Source organism: Caballeronia grimmiae (genome assembly GCF_000698555.1).
GTDB classification, from domain to species: domain Bacteria; phylum Pseudomonadota; class Gammaproteobacteria; order Burkholderiales; family Burkholderiaceae; genus Caballeronia; species Caballeronia grimmiae.
The window spans coordinates 37676-52552 of the sequence record NZ_JFHE01000019.1; the positions used below are offsets into that span (position 1 = coordinate 37676).

The 14877-nt window shown below is 63.5% G+C and carries 15 protein-coding genes and 1 riboswitch; of the genes, 12 read left to right on the forward strand and 3 right to left on the reverse strand.

All coding sequences use genetic code 11. The annotated features are described in order from the left end of the window. Window positions 1-48: 48 nt before the first annotated feature. From BG57_RS19010 to fliT, 3 genes are all read left to right on the forward strand, one after another. Window positions 49-873, forward strand: a complete 825-nt coding sequence (locus BG57_RS19010; RefSeq protein WP_035967137.1) for a flagellin domain-containing protein — start codon at window positions 49-51, stop codon at window positions 871-873. 150 nt (window positions 874-1023) lie between these two features. Further along, window positions 1024-2475 carry a flagellar filament capping protein FliD gene (gene fliD, locus BG57_RS19015; RefSeq protein ID WP_035967138.1) on the forward strand — a complete coding sequence of 484 codons (1452 nt, stop codon included), beginning with the start codon at window positions 1024-1026 and terminating at the stop codon, window positions 2473-2475. A gap of 22 nt (window positions 2476-2497) precedes the next feature. Beyond that, on the forward strand, window positions 2498-2797 hold the full coding sequence (gene fliT / locus BG57_RS19020; RefSeq protein ID WP_035967139.1) for a flagellar protein FliT: 300 nt from the start codon (window positions 2498-2500) through the stop codon (window positions 2795-2797). 115 nt (window positions 2798-2912) lie between these two features. Here fliT and BG57_RS19025 read toward each other — a convergent pair whose 3' ends face one another. Then, a complete protein-coding gene (locus BG57_RS19025; RefSeq protein ID WP_035967140.1) occupies window positions 2913-3923 on the reverse strand; it encodes a sodium:calcium antiporter in 1011 nt (336 codons plus the stop codon). Between the two features lie 104 nt (window positions 3924-4027). Further along, a riboswitch (yybP-ykoY riboswitch) is annotated at window positions 4028-4201 on the reverse strand. 196 nt (window positions 4202-4397) lie between these two features. Here BG57_RS19025 and BG57_RS19030 point away from each other — a divergent pair. After that, window positions 4398-6005, forward strand: a complete 1608-nt coding sequence (locus BG57_RS19030) for an ABC transporter substrate-binding protein (RefSeq protein WP_052005888.1) — start codon at window positions 4398-4400, stop codon at window positions 6003-6005. A 6-nt stretch (window positions 6006-6011) separates the two neighbouring features. Here the strand turns inward: BG57_RS19030 and BG57_RS19035 are convergent, their stop codons facing one another. Next, window positions 6012-7085 carry an MBL fold metallo-hydrolase gene (locus BG57_RS19035; protein ID WP_035967141.1) on the reverse strand — a complete coding sequence of 358 codons (1074 nt, stop codon included), beginning with the start codon at window positions 7083-7085 and terminating at the stop codon, window positions 6012-6014. Window positions 7086-7190: 105 nt separating this feature from the next. Between BG57_RS19035 and BG57_RS19040 the strand changes: the two genes are divergently transcribed. The 7 genes from BG57_RS19040 to BG57_RS19070 are packed head-to-tail and all read left to right on the forward strand — an operon-like array spanning window position 7191 to window position 13176. After that, window positions 7191-7613, forward strand: a complete 423-nt coding sequence (locus BG57_RS19040) for a MerR family transcriptional regulator (protein ID WP_035967142.1) — start codon at window positions 7191-7193, stop codon at window positions 7611-7613. A gap of 11 nt (window positions 7614-7624) precedes the next feature. Beyond that, window positions 7625-9418, forward strand: a complete 1794-nt coding sequence (gene aceK / locus BG57_RS19045) for a bifunctional isocitrate dehydrogenase kinase/phosphatase (protein ID WP_035967234.1) — start codon at window positions 7625-7627, stop codon at window positions 9416-9418. 48 nt (window positions 9419-9466) lie between these two features. Next, the gene (gene can / locus BG57_RS19050) at window positions 9467-10243 is read left to right on the forward strand and encodes a carbonate dehydratase (RefSeq protein ID WP_035967145.1); all 777 of its coding nucleotides are present in this window, start codon (window positions 9467-9469) and stop codon (window positions 10241-10243) included. After that, on the forward strand, window positions 10236-11429 hold the full coding sequence (locus tag BG57_RS19055) for an acetyl-CoA C-acetyltransferase (RefSeq protein ID WP_035967147.1): 1194 nt from the start codon (window positions 10236-10238) through the stop codon (window positions 11427-11429). Before can ends, BG57_RS19055 begins: the two co-directional genes overlap by 8 nt. 19 nt (window positions 11430-11448) lie before the next feature. Continuing rightward, window positions 11449-12126 (forward strand): SDR family oxidoreductase, encoded by a 678-nt coding sequence (locus tag BG57_RS19060; protein WP_035967149.1) that lies wholly within the window; start codon window positions 11449-11451, stop codon window positions 12124-12126. Between the two features lie 25 nt (window positions 12127-12151). After that, complete coding sequence (locus BG57_RS19065; protein ID WP_035967150.1) at window positions 12152-12760, forward strand: glutathione S-transferase family protein; 609 nt, start codon at window positions 12152-12154, stop codon at window positions 12758-12760. Further along, window positions 12757-13176, forward strand: coding sequence for a YchJ family protein (locus BG57_RS19070; RefSeq protein ID WP_035967151.1), 420 nt, complete (start codon window positions 12757-12759; stop codon window positions 13174-13176). Before BG57_RS19065 ends, BG57_RS19070 begins: the two co-directional genes overlap by 4 nt. Window positions 13177-13297: 121 nt before the next feature. On the opposite strand, the gene BG57_RS33355 is transcribed toward BG57_RS19070, so the two are convergent. Next, entirely contained in the window at window positions 13298-13549 is a 252-nt protein-coding gene (locus BG57_RS33355; protein WP_167569264.1) for a hypothetical protein, read from the reverse strand. Between BG57_RS33355 and BG57_RS19075 the strand changes: the two genes are divergently transcribed. Beyond that, window positions 13515-14759 (forward strand): dienelactone hydrolase family protein, encoded by a 1245-nt coding sequence (locus BG57_RS19075; protein WP_035967152.1) that lies wholly within the window; start codon window positions 13515-13517, stop codon window positions 14757-14759. The two genes, BG57_RS33355 and BG57_RS19075, sit on opposite strands and share 35 nt — an antisense overlap. The last annotated feature ends 118 nt before the right edge of the window (window positions 14760-14877 follow it).

Here is a 14877-nt window from a genome sequence, read left to right on the forward strand (position 1 = left end):
CTGATGTAGGCGCTAAAGTCGCCATACTTTAAAGAGGGAAAACAAGCCATGTTGAACATCAATACCAACACGCTGTCGCAAGCTACGCAAAAGAACCTGGCCGGTTCGCAAAGCGCCCTGTCGTCGGCAATCAACCGCCTTTCGTCGGGCAAGCGCATCAACAGCGCAGCTGACGATGCAGCAGGTCTCGCGATTTCGACGAACATGACGTCGTACGTCAACGCGCTGAACCAAGGCGTGTCGAACGCAAACAACGCAATCTCGATGATCCAGACGGCGTCGGGCGGCCTCAGCTCCACGACCGACAACTTGCAACGTGTCCGCCAGCTGGCAGTTCAGGCTGCTGACGGCTCGCTCTCCGACACGCAGCGCGGCTACCTCCAGACGGAAGTGACCCAGCGTCTCGGCGAACTGGATCGCGTTGCGAACCAGACGACGTTCAACGGCCAGGCCATGCTGTCGGGCTCGGTTTCGTCGGTGTCGTTCCAGATCGGCGCAGTGGCGAACCAGACGCTGAGCGTCGACTTCGGCAGCGTCTCGATGGGCTCGACCGGCCTGTTCGGTTCGGTGAGCGTCGACATCTCGACGGCAAGCGGCGCGCAAGACGTGATCGGCTATGTCGACACCGCGCTCGACACGGTCAACACGCTGCAATCGACGCTGGGCGCTGAGCAGAACCGCTTCACGTCGGCTGTCACCAGCCTGCAATCGCAGTCGACCAACCTGACCGCGGCACAGTCGGCCATCACCGACGCGGACTTCGCGCAAGAAACGGCGAACCTGTCGAAGGCTCAAGTGCTGCAGCAAGCCGGTATCTCGGTTCTGGCGCAAGCGAACTCGATGCCGCAGCAAGTGCTGAAGCTCCTCGGCTAAGGCGCACTCACTCACCCCGCCGCGGTTTGGCGGGGTTCAGTGCTCGACTGGGAGGCTTGCCTCCCAGCTTTCGTTAGCGGCGCGCGAAGATGTTCGCCGCGCCGCTCACGAAAGCTCGCAACCTGATAGGCAGTCCGTCCGGAGCATCCGATGACCACCACCACCTCGACCACGAGTTCGTCCAACATCAGCGCCACGCTCGCCGCTGCCGCGCAGTCCATCATCAGCGGCGCGACGAATTCCTCGCTGGATGTCTCCACGCTCGTCGGCTCGCTCGTCACCGCCAAGACGACGGCCCAGGCCACTCAGATCGCGAACAAGACATCGAGCGACAACACGCTGTTGTCCGCCGTCTCGCAGATCAAGTCCGCGCTGTCCTCGCTGCAATCGTCGCTTTCCGGTCTGTCCGACGGCACGGCGCTCGCGGCGTACACGGCGACGGCCAGCGGCAGCGGACTGACCGCCACCGCCGGCACGAGCGCGGTCGCCGGTTCGTACGAGATCAAGGTCAACAACGTGGCGAGCGCGCAGAAAATTTCTTCGACGGCGCACGCGGCCACCGACACGTTCGGCACCGGCACGCTCACGCTCAGTCTCGGATCGACTTCGATGAACGTCGCGCTCGACGGCACGAACACGCTGGCGAGCATTGCATCGTCGATCAACTCGGCCAACGACAACCCTGGCATCAGCGCGACCATCGTGACCGGCACCGACGGCCAGCACCTCGTGCTCGCCTCGAAGACCACGGGCGCATCGAACTCGATCTCGGTGACCGCGGGCGCGGGCGTCGATTCATCGCTTTCCTATAGCGCGGGCAGCAGCAACTACACGGAAACGTCGCAGGCAAAGGACGCATCGCTGACGGTCGACGGCACCGCCGTCACGAGTTCGACGAACACGCTCACGACGGCCATCGGCGGCGTGACGCTGAATCTCGCCTCCGCTGCGGCCGGCAGCACGCAAACGCTGACCGTGGCTTCCGACACGACTAAGGAAAAGAGCACGATCAAGTCGTTCGTCGATGCCTACAACTCGTTCGTGAGCCAGGCAGCCGCGCTGTCCACCTTCGACTCGACGAAAGCGGCCGGCTCGCAAGGCGGCGTACTGCTCGGCGATTCGATGCTGCAGACGATCCGGAGCACGCTCGCGAATATCGTCACGAGCGGCGTGGCGTCCACCTCCGGATCGACGTCGGTCACGACGAACCTGGCTTCGATCGGCATCGACCTTCAGGACGACGGCACGCTGTCCATCGACGATTCGAAGCTCTCGACCGCGCTGTCGAACAACCCGACTCGCGTGCAGCAGTTGTTCAGCCAGACGAACGGCATCGGCAAGCAACTCAGCTCGAAGATCACGACGTTCCTGCAGACGGGCGGCATCATCGACACGCGCACGACGGCGCTCAACGCGGACCTGAAGAGCCTGACCGATCAGACGGCCAAGCTCCAGACCTACGCCGATAGCCTGACCTCGCAATACAACTCGCAGTTCACGGCGCTCAACACGCTGATGGCGACGATGCAGAACAACACGGCGTATCTGACGCAGCTTTTCGGCGGCACGAACAGCGCGGGCGCGCTGGCAACGAACAAGTAACAGACGACGCACGGAGACGGATGTGAGCCAACACGAATTGCTGACGAACGCAGTGGCGCTCACGCGCGCGATGGCCGCGGCCGCTGCCGCCGGCGACTGGATGGAAGCGGCGCGCGTGGCCGAACTGCGCTCGCCGATCATCATGCAGTTGCAGAACGATCACGACCCCGCAACGCTTCAGGCGGCCCGCGACATCCAGGCGCTCGACGCCTCGTTGATGCAGACGGCGGACGCCGCGCGCGTCTCGCTGGGCAAGGGCTTCAGCGAAGCCTCCGCGCGCATCGACGCGGCGAGCCGTTATCAACAGGCCGCGCGCCTCTAAAGTTTCCCCGCTCAACGCCGTTAAACAAACAACAACAAGAACAACGCGCCGATGTCCGACGCGCCGCATGAACATCGATGCCCGCCTCGCGCGGGCATTTTTCTTTGGCCGGGCGTCAGCGTCCGAGCGTCAGCGTCAGATAGGCGGCATACAGCACGCCGTTGCCCAGCAGCGCCCACAGCGCCACACCATTGCCGCGCGCATGAAAGCGCAGCCACGCCGCCGCCGCGAGCGTGATCAGCACGCCGGTCAACACTTCGACTCGCGGCTCCCACGGCGTCAGCATGATGCCGATACCCGGCAGCAGCGTGCCCTGAAACACCATCGCGCCGGTGATGTTGCCGAACGCGAGCGTGTCCTTCCCGCGTCGCGCCCACATAATGCTGTTCACCTTTTCCGGCAGCTCCGTCGCGATCGGAATGATGATGAGCGACAGCAGCAGCGCCGATATCCCCAGCGCCTGCGACACGCCCTCGACGCCGTGAATGAAGCCCTTCGCACCGCCGACGAGCAGCACGATGCCGGCGAGAAACTGCAGCATGATCGAGCCGATGTTCGTCTTGAGGCCCAGTCGCGAGATGAAGAGCGTCTCGGGCGCTTCGGTGCCGTGCCCGCTTTCGACGAGATTGGCGGATGCCCGGAACGTCGCGATCACGTAGATGATGTACAGCACGACGAGTCCGCCCGCGAACAGCGCGCGCACTTGCCACGCATGATGCGGCACGAACATCGCGCCTGCCGCGATGAGAAACGCCACGAGAAAGAAATTGAGGTCACGCGTGAAGCCGCTGCGCTCCGGCATGATGACTCCGCGCAAGCCGCGCGACTTCAGGATGGCGAGCGTCATCAGGCAGGTGGAGAGCGTCGCGAGCATCAGCGGCGCGCCGAGGATCGCGCCGACGCCGATTTCTTCATTGACCGTGCGGCTGGCGGTGCCGCCGAGAAGCGCGATGATCGGCACGGTCGTTTCCGGCAATGCGGTGCCGACCGCCGCGAACAGCGATCCGGTGACGCCTTCGGAAATGCCGAGCCGCTCGCCAAGATGTTCGAGCGCGTTGGTGAACAATTCGGATGCGATCAGGATGATCGCGAGCATGAACGCGAGTTCGATGAAGAGCATCGTCATGCGGCACCCCGCATCGAACGATAAAGAGCGGACGCCGCGCCAACGCGAATGGCAGCGCGAGAGGGAGACGAATGTGGTGATTGTGGGGACACGACGATGATTCCACGGCCGGACGTCAGCGAACCATGATGCGCCACGCCCGTCCGACCAGGAACGACATAGCGCATCAATGGTCTCGCCAAACCGGACCGGTCGAACGCGCCACGGCAGCAGAGCCGAGGATGTTGACGCGTTCTCCTTCGAAGGACGAAGGAAGGCTACTCCCCAAAGACGGGGGCAGTTTAGCGTGATGCACACGGTTCGGCAAGCCGACACGCTTCACGCAAGGCATACCGGTATGCGCAATGCTTCGTTGTGGCCGGTCGCGCCGTTGGATAAGCTGTCGCGCGGGCGCGCCGCTTGCACGCGTCGACGGCCCGGCATGATCCGAGCAACAAGAAAACCGATGTGTGACCGAGAGTCACGGGAGAATCCATGCGCCTCAACCGCTTCAAAGTCCGCTCCACCGCCGCGCTCGCCGCCGTCCTCATGGCCGCGCCGATGCTCGCGATGTCGAAGCCGCTCACCGTCTGCACGGAATCGAGCCCCGATGGCTTCGATGTCGTCCAGTTCAATTCGCTCGTGACGACGAACGCATCGGCGGACGTCGTCTTCAATACGCTGGTCTCGTACGACGAGGCCGCGAAGAAAGTCGCGCCATCGCTTGCGCAGAAGTGGGACGTATCGAGCGACGGCCTCACGTACACGTTCCATCTGCGGCCGAACGTCCAGTTCCAGACGACCGACTACTTCAAGCCGACGCGCCCGCTCAATGCGGATGACGTCGTCTTCACGTTCGAGCGCATGCTGTCGGACAGCAACCCGTGGCACAAGGTGGCGGGCGCAAGCGGCTTTCCGCACGCGCAGTCGATGGGCCTCGTGAAGCTCATCAAGGCCGTGACGAAGGTGGACGATCAGACCGTGAAGTTCGAGCTGAACGAGCCGAACGCGACGTTCGTGCCGATCCTCACGATGGGCTTCGCTTCGATCTATTCGGCCGAGTACGCCGGCCAGTTGCTGAAGGCGGACAAGCAACTGGACATCAACAGCAAGCCCATCGGCACCGGCCCGTTCGTGCTCAAGAGCTATACGAAGGATGCGGTGATCCGCTACGACGTGAACCCGTCGTACTGGGGACCGAAGCCGAAGGTCGATAGGCTGATCTATGCAATCACGCCCGATGCCTCGGTGCGTGCGCAGAAGATCAAGGCGGGCGAATGCCAGATCGCGCTATCGCCGAAGCCGCAGGACGTGCTCGATGCGAAGAAGGACAAGGCGCTCAAGGTCAGCGAGACGCCCGCGTTCATGACCGCTTTCGTCGCGTTGAATACGCAGAAGAAGCCGCTCGACAACCCGAAGGTGCGTCAGGCGCTGAACATGGCGTTCGATCGCACGACGTACATGAAGACCGTGTTCGACAACACCGCATCGCCGGCGGTGAATCCGTATCCGCCGAACACGTGGAGCTATGACAAGAGCGTGCAGGCGTATCCGTACTCGGCGGATCGCGCGAAGAAGCTGCTCGCCGATGCGGGCTTGCCGAACGGCTTCGAGACGACGATCTGGGTGCGTCCGAATGGCAGCGTGCTAAATCCGAATCCGAAGGCGGGCGCGGAACTGCTGCAGGCCGACCTCGCGAAGATCGGCGTGAAGGCGCAGGTGAAGGTGATCGAATGGGGAGAACTGATCAAGGAAGCGAAGCAGGGCCAGCACGACATGCTCTTCATGGGCTGGGCCGGCGACAACGGCGACCCGGATAACTTCCTGTCGCCGCTCTTCAGTTGCAATGCGGTGAAGTCGGGCATCAACTTCGCGCGCTTCTGCGATGCTCAACTCGACAAGCTGATCGCGGATGGCAAGGCGACGCCCGATGTCGCGAAACGCACGAAGTCGTATATCGACGCGCAGAAGATCATCCACGATCAGGCGCTGTGGATTCCGCTCGTTTACCCGACGGCGGCGGCGCTTACCCGCGCGAATGTCAGCGGGTATAGCGTGAGCCCGTTCGGACGACAGAACTTCGGCGCAGTTGCCGTGCAGTAACCGATCTCAGGCCGGCGCGAACCGCAGCACGCCATCCGCGCCGGCCTGACGCTTCAACGCGCCTTCGAGCCAAAGCAGATTCAGGTGCGCAAGCGCTTCACCGAGCGCGAACGTCTTCTGGTGAATATCGAGCGGGCGCTTGAACATGACCGGCACGATGTCGGCGGCGCTGCAGGGTTTCGCGGCGCACGCCTCGCGCACTTCAGCCAGCCGCGCGCGATGATGCTCCCTCAGTTGCCCGATGCGCGTTTGCACGCCGCGAAACGGCTTGCCGTGCGAGGGCAGCGCGAGGACATCGGCGGGCATGGATTCATAGCGTCCGAGCGACTCCAGATACAGTGCGAGCGGGTTGCTTTCCGGCTCGATCGCGAACACGGACACGTTCGTCGAGATGCGGGGCAACACCATGTCGCCGGAAATGAGCAGCTTGTCCGACGCGCAATACAACGCGCTATGTTCGGGCGAATGACCATAGCCCGTCACCACTTCCCATTCACGCGCGCCAATGCGCAAGCGATCGCCATCGCGGATACGGCGAAACTCGCCCGGCATCGAAGGCACGAGCGTCGGGTAATAGCTGTCGCGCTTTCTCAACGCATCGAGCGATGCTTCATCGGTCAGGCCGTGCGTCGCGAAATGCCGCGCCGCGCGTTCGCCGCCCGCGTTGGAGCCATCGCCCGCGGCCATCACGCGGCCCATCGCGTACTCGCCGAGTGACATCCACAGCCGCACGTTCCAGCGTTGCCTGTCGCCGCCATCGCAGACCCAGTCGGCGAGGCCGAGGTGATCGGGATGGCAATGCGTGACGATCACGCGCAGCACGGGCAGGCCATCGAGCACGGTATCAAAGACACGCTCCCAGTTCGCGCGGATGCCGTCGTTCGCAATGCCGCAATCCACCACCGTCCAGCCTTGCACGCCGTCGATCTCATCGCGCAACAGCCACAGATTGATGTGATCGAGCGCGAACGGCAACGGCATGCGCAGCCAGTAGACGCCGGGGGCCACTTCCTTTACGCCGCCCGGCTCGGGCAATTCTTCGGCGAATACATAATCGAGCTGATGTTCGAGTGCGTTCATCGGCGATGCCTTTGGGGTTTGCGCCGCATTGCAATCCGGCGAAGTTGACGATAACGTAAACGTCATTCTATCGTCGGACGCCCGTTTGCGCGTCGCGCTTTCCAGATGACTCAGCCCACGCATTACACGATCACTGAACTGGCGCGCGAGTTTGACGTCACGCCGCGCGCCATTCGCTTCTACGAAGATCAGGGCCTGCTCGCGCCGCGACGCGAAGGCGCGAACGGCCTGCGCCGCGTGTACTCGCCGCGCGACCGCACGCGCCTCAAACTCACGCTGCGCGGCAAGCGGCTCGGCTTCACGCTGTCGGAGATTCGCACGCTGCTCGATCTCTACGATTCGCCGACGGGCACGACCGCGCAACTGCGCGCGTTCATCGACACCATCGCCGCGCATCGTGAAATGCTGCAGCGTCAGCTCGAAGACCTGAACACCACGCTGTCCGAACTCACCGCTTATGAAGAGCAAGGCCGCGCGCTGCTCGCGGCCGGCATCGACAAGCGGGCGCGGCGGTCGAAAGCCGCCTGATGCGAGCCGACATGAACCACTTTCCCAAGCTGCTCTCGTCGCAAATCGGCTTCGATGTCGCGCAGACGCTGCTCGAAGGTTTCGACCGGCATTACCGCGTGTTTCGCGAAGCCGCCGTCAAGGCGAAGACGCTGTTCGAGCAAGGCGACTGGCATGCGCTCTCGCAGCTTGCGCGCGAGCGCATCACATCGTATGACGAGCGTGTCGACGAATGCGTGATGCGTCTCGAAGACGAATACGATGCCGAGAACATCGACGACGAGGTATGGCAGCAAATCAAGCTGCATTACATCGGCTTGTTGACGACGCATCGTCAGCCGGAGTGCGCCGAGACTTTCTTCAACTCGGTGTGCTGCAAGATCCTGCATCGCTCGTACTTCAACAACGATTTCATCTTCGTGCGGCCAGCGATCTCGACCGAATACATCGAGAACGACGAGCCCGCCGCCAAGCCGACGTATCGCGCGTATTACCCGGACAAGGACGGACTCGCGGCCACGCTCGAACGCATCGTCACGAACTTCCAGTTGCAGCCGCCATTCGAAGACCTCACGCGCGACGTGCAATGCGTGATGCAATCGCTTAAAGACACTTTCGGCGATTTCGCGCCCGCGCCGAATTTTCAGATTCACGTGCTGTCGTCACTATTCTTTCGCAACAAGGCGGCGTATATCATCGGCCGCATCATTCATGGCGATTTGCTGCTGCCCTTCGCCATTGCCGTCCGCCACACGAAGCCTGGCCTGCTGGCGCTCGACACCGTGCTGCTCGAGCGTCAGCAATTGCTCATCATCTTCAGCTTCTCGCATTCGTATTTTCTCGTCGACATGGAAGTGCCGTCGGCGTACGTGCAGTTTCTGGGCAGCATCATGCCGGCGAAGCCGAACGCGGAAATCTACACATCGCTCGGCCTGCAGAAGCAGGGCAAGAACCTGTTCTATCGCGACTTGCTGCATCACCTGAAACATTCGAGCGATCAGTTCATCATCGCGCCGGGCATCAAGGGCCTCGTGATGATCGTGTTCACGCTGCCGTCGTTCCCTTATGTGTTCAAGCTCATCAAGGATGCGTTCCCGCCGCCGAAGGACACCACGCGCGCGAAGATCGAGGACAAGTACCTGCTCGTGAAGCGCCACGACCGGCTGGGCCGCATGGCCGATACGCTCGAATATTCGAGCGTCGCGCTGCCGCTCGCGCGGCTGGATCATTCGCTGATCCGCGAACTGGAGAAGGAAGCGCCATCGATGATCGAATACGAAGGCGACAAGCTGGTCATTCGCCACGTCTATATCGAGCGTCGCATGGTGCCGTTGAATCTCTTCCTGCAGAACGGCAATGCGGATGACATCGATCACGGCATCAAGGAATTCGGCGATGCGATCAAGCAGTTGATCCAGGCGAACATTTTCCCCGGCGATATGCTGTACAAGAACTTCGGCGTGACGCGGCACGGTCGCGTCGTGTTTTACGATTACGACGAGATCGAGTATCTGACCGATTGCAACGTGCGCCGCGTGCCGCCGCCGCGCAACGAGGAAGAGGAACTGTCGGGCGAGCCGTGGTATACCGTCGGGCCGCACGACATCTTTCCCGAAACGTACGGCACGTTCCTGCTCGGCGATCCGCGCGTGCGCGAAGCCTTCATGCGTCATCACGCGGATTTCTTCGATCCGGCGCTCTGGCAGCGTCACAAGGAGCAATTGCTGCAAGGCGAACTCGCCGATTTTTTCCCCTACGACGGAGCCATCCGTTTCTGCGTCCGGTATCCGGAGCGATTCGAGAAGGCCTCCGCGCGCGCCGCCTGAAGTGCAAAGTGCGGCGCATTCTTGAGACATGCAACACAGCAAACGAACATGACTGACCGAAACAACGAAGCCGCTCATCCCCTCGCCCATCTCTTCGACAACAACCAGAGCTGGGTCACGCGCAAGCTTGCCGAGGACGCGGATTTCTTCGAGCGGCTCGCGCATCAGCAGGCGCCGGAATATCTGTGGATCGGCTGCTCCGATTCGCGCGTGCCGGCGAACCAGATCATCGGCTTGCCGCCGGGCGAAGTGTTCGTGCATCGGAATATCGCGAACGTGGTCGTGCACTCGGACCTCAACGCGCTGTCGGTGATCCAGTTCGCCGTCGATCTGCTGAAGGTGAAGCACATCATGGTCGTCGGCCATTACGGCTGCTCGGGCGTGGGCGCGGCGCTCGTCGGACGGCGCGTCGGTCTCGCGGACAACTGGCTGCGCCACGTCGAGGACGTGCGCGAAAAGCACGCCGCGCTGCTCGACGAATGGCCGATGGGCGAAGCGCGGCATCGCCGGCTCGTGGAACTGAACACGATCGAGCAGACGCTGAACGTGTGCCGCACGACCGTCGTCGGCGATGCCTGGGCGCGCGGTCAAGAACTGACGATTCACGGCTGGACTTACGGCGTTCACGATGGCCGTCTGCGCAACATGGGCATGATGATCAGTTCGCAGGAAGCCGTGGACGCGACGTATCAATCGTGCCTCGCCGCGTTGACGCGCGACGGCGCACACGCAGCGGAGAACGACGTGATCGCGTCCGATGCGGCGCGGCTCGGCGATGTTCCCGCCGTCATTCAGGGCGTCATCAAGGAGCTAAAACATGAGTGAGACACAACGCGATGCGGTCGTCATCGTCTCGGCTGCACGCACGCCGATGGCCGCGTTTCAGGGCGATTTCGCTGCTTTGACCGCGCCGCAACTCGGCGCGGCGGCGATCCGCGCGGCGGTCGAACGCGCGGGCCTGACGCCGGAGCGGATCGACGAAGCGATCATGGGCTGCGTGCTGCCTGCGGGCCAGGGCCAGGCGCCCGCGCGTCAGGCGGCGCTCGGCGCGGGCTTGCCACTGTCCACCGGCTGCACGACCATCAACAAGATGTGCGGCTCCGGCATGCGCGCCGCGATGTTCGCGCACGACATGCTGCTCGCCGGCTCCGCGGAAATCATCGTCGCGGGCGGCATGGAAAGCATGACTAACGCGCCCTATCTGCTGCCGAAGGCGCGCGGCGGCATGCGCATGGGGCACGGCCAGGTGATGGATCACATGTTCCTCGACGGCCTCGAAGACGCCTACGAAAAGGGCCGTCTGATGGGCACGTTCGCGGAACAGTGCGCGTCGTCGTATGCGTTCTCGCGTGAAACGCAGGATGCGTTCGCGGTCGAATCGCTGCGCCGCGCGAAACGCGCGAACGAGGATGGATCGTTCGAATGGGAAATCGCGCCGGTCACGGTGCAGGGCAAAAAAGGCGAGTCGCGAATTGCGCGTGACGAGCAGCCGTTCAAGGCGAACATCGAGAAGATTGCGTCGCTGAAGCCGGCGTTCGCGAAGGACGGCACCGTGACGGCGGCGAATTCGTCGTCGATATCGGATGGCGCGGCGGCGCTCGTGATGATGCGCGAATCGACCGCGAAACGCCTCGGCGTGACGCCGATTGCGCGCGTCGCCGGGCACAGCACGTTCGCGCAGCAGCCGGCGCTGTTCACGACCGCGCCCGTCGGCGCGATCGCCCGGCTCTTCGACAAGAACGGCTGGCGCGCGGGCGATGTCGACCTGTACGAAATCAACGAGGCATTCGCCGTCGTGACAATGGCGGCCATGCGCGAACACGACCTGCCTCACGACAAGGTGAACGTGAACGGCGGCGCGTGCGCGCTGGGGCATCCGATCGGCGCTTCGGGCGCGCGCATTCTCGTCACGCTGATCGGCGCGTTGCGCTCGCGCGGGTTGAAGCGCGGCGTCGCCTCGTTGTGCATCGGCGGCGGGGAAGCGACGGCAATGGGCGTCGAACTCATCTGAAGCCAACAGGAACGACGACATGAGAACCGCTCTGATCATCGGCGCATCGCGCGGCATCGGCCACGAGTTCGCGCGTGAATACTGCCGCGACGGCTGGCGCGTGCTCGCCACCGCCCGCGACAAAGCCGCGCTTTCGTCACTCGACGCGCTCGGCGCGCAGACCTTCTCGCTCGATGTCACGCAGCCGGAGCAGATCGCCGCGCTCGGGTGGCAACTGGAAGAGGAGCGGCTCGACGTCGCGATCATCGTGTCGGGCGTGTACGGCCCGAGCACGGAAGGCGTCGAAGCGCCGAGCAACGACGACTTCGACGATGTGATGCACACCAACGTGCGCGGACCGATGCAGCTCATCCCGCTGTTGCTGCCGCTCACCGATGCCGCGCATGGCGTGCTCGCGGTCGTATCCAGCAAGATGGGCAGCATCAGCGAGACGAACGGCGCGACCGGCTGGCTGTATCGCGCGAGCAAGGCGGCGCTCAATTCCGCGATCAAGGTGGCGTCGATCGAATCGCGGCATTCGGCGTGCATCGCGCTGCATCCCGGCTGGGTGCGCACGGAGATGGGCGGACCGTCGGCCGCAATCGACGTGGCGCGCAGCGTCACCGGCATGCGCGCCGTGATCGCGGCAGCGCGTGCATTGCGCGACGACTTCAACGGCCGCTTCATTCAGTACGACGGCACGCAACTCGACTGGTAATCCGACTCGAAAGGGAACGCAAAGAATGACCTATCACGTGCATGGCGTCTCGGCATCCGGCAACTGCTACAAGGTGCGTCTCGCGCTCGAACAACTGAAGCTGCCGTACGTCTGGCATGAAGTCGACATGATGCACGGCGCAACCCGCACGGATGCGTTCCGCAAGCTGAACCCGAACGGCAAGGTGCCGGTGCTGTGCATCGACGAGACGACGACGCTGTCCGAATCCGACGCCATTCTCTGCTACCTCGCCGACGGCACGCCGCTCATGCCGGACGATCGCCTGCAACGTGCGCAAGTGCTGCAATGGATGTTCTTCGAGCAGTACAGCCACGAGCCGTATGTGGCGGTCGCGCGTTTCATCCGCCAGTTCCTGAAGCAGCCCGACGATCCGCGTCTGCCCGAGAAGACCGCCGGTTCGTATCGCGCGCTCGACGTGATGGAGCAGCATCTCGCGACGCGCAGCTTTCTCGTCGGCGAGCGTTATACGGTCGCGGATATCGCGCTTTTCGCGTACACGCATGTCGCCGATGAAGCCGGTCTCGACCTGTCGCGCTATCCGGGCATCCGCGCGTGGCTTGATCGCGTGCGCAGCCAGCCGGGGCACGTCGCGATGCCGGGAGTCCACGCTTGAAGCCGGTGGAGTGTCCTTGCGGCGGGGCATCGCCGGCGGCGAAGCCGAATGCGCGCGCGCCGCGTTATGCCGAGTGCTGCGGGCGTTTCATCGACGGTCACGCGGCCCCCGCGAACGCGATGGAACTGATGCGCTCGCGCTACACCGCCTACGTGCTCGGCGACACGTCCTATCTGCGCGCCACATGGGACGACACTACCTGCCCGCCCGATCTCGATGCCTCCGGCACCAGCACGCGCTGGCTCGGCTTGCAGATCAAACGCCATACGCCGATCGACGCGGATCACGAAGAAGTCGAGTTCGTGGCGCGCTACAAGGTGGACGGTCGCGCGCATCGGCTGCACGAGGCGAGCCGGTTCAGGCGAAATGCAAACGGCCGCTGGATTTATATCGACGGTGAACAAAAAGGAAAGTAAATGCTTTCTTAATACAACCGCCGATAAAGACGGTATTAATTTCCTTAAAAATCCCTTCCAGATTAAGCTGTTACGGGGTTTCCTTTATTGTGCAGTGCAATTTTGAACGGGTAATCTCTCTTTACGCCAGCGCATCGTCATTTCCGCGCCGGGCAAAGAGCGGCGCCCCGTTGCAACGCCTGTTCGAAGCCATTCGTCGTGCCTCGCCGAGGCAGGACTCCCGAAACCAGTAATCGATACTGCTCCCCGCGAGCAGCGCGACAGGTTTGTGACTTCGATCAGCGCAGTGTCCGGGCCACGCCGCATCAACATCGATGGGATGCAGTCGGAGTTCACGGATGGCGATCACAAACTGGTTGGTCGGATGCAGCATGGTGTGCTCGCTGGCGACGGCGTTCGTCACGTCCGCCGCCCGCGCCGAACCGATCGGCGGCGTGCGTCAGTCCGAGGGGCTGTCGGCCCCGGTCTTCGGCAGGATTCCCGATGCGCTCGATCCCAGCCTGCCTGTCGTCGCCAACGGACTGAACGAGACCGTCATCGGCGTGCCGGAAGACGACATCGCACTCGAAACCACTGTCTTCAAACCGGACGGCGCGGGCCCGTTCCCGATGATCGTCTTCAATCACGGCAAGCTCCCCGGCAACGCGCACGCGCAGCCGCGCAATCGCCCCATCGCGCTCGCGCGTGAGTTCGTGCGTCACGGCTATGTCGTCGTCGTGCCGAATCGTCGCGGCTTCGCGGGTTCGGGCGGCGACTACACGGGCCACGGCTGCAACGTCGAGGCAAACGGCTTCGGGCAGGCGCGCGACGTGGCCGCGACCGTCGCCTACATGAGCCAGCAGCCGTACGTCGACAAGACGCATATCGTCGTGGCCGGCACGTCGCACGGCGGCCTGACGACGATGGCCTACGGCGCACGCGATGCCATCGCCGCGCCGGGCGTGCGCGGCCTCATCAACTTCTCGGGCGGGCTGCGTCAGGACGAATGCGCGGGCTGGCAGAAAAATCTCGTCGGTGCCTTCGGCGCCTACGGCGAACACGTGCGCCTGCCGTCGCTGTGGCTCTATGGCGACAACGACTCGGTCTGGCAAGGCGACCTCTCCGCGCAGATGTACAGCGCATTCGTCGCGCACGGCGCGCATGCCGACATGCTGGACTTCGGCTCCTACAAGAGCGACGCCCACCGGCTGGTCGGCGATCGCGACGGCGTGCAGGTCTGGTGGCCGCGCGTAAAGGCGTTCCTCGCGCAGATTGGGATGCCGACCTCGGTGCAGTATCAGGTCGCCGAGCCGCGTGCGCCGCAGGCTTCCGGCTATGCGAATCTCGATGCGGTGCAGTCGGTGCCGTTCGTCGACGAGAACGGGCGCGCCGGGTATCGCAATTTCCTGAACCAGTATTCGAGCCGGGCGTTCGCCGTATCCGATTCGGGCGCGTGGTCGTGGGCCGAAGGCGGCGACGATCCAATGTCCGTCGCCATCGCGGGATGCCAGAAGCAAAGCGCCGATCCGTGCCGGCTCTACGCGGTCGATGACGCCGTCGTGTGGAAGGGCGCCGGCGCGGAAACGCAGACCGCATCGCGCTGAACGCTCGGCTCACAGGCTTCAAACAGACGCCGGCCCGCGCGCCGGCGTTTTTGCATCTTGCGCCGCGATCTTTCGCGTACGCATCAGGATCGGCGAAGATGCGCGCGATAACGCGTTG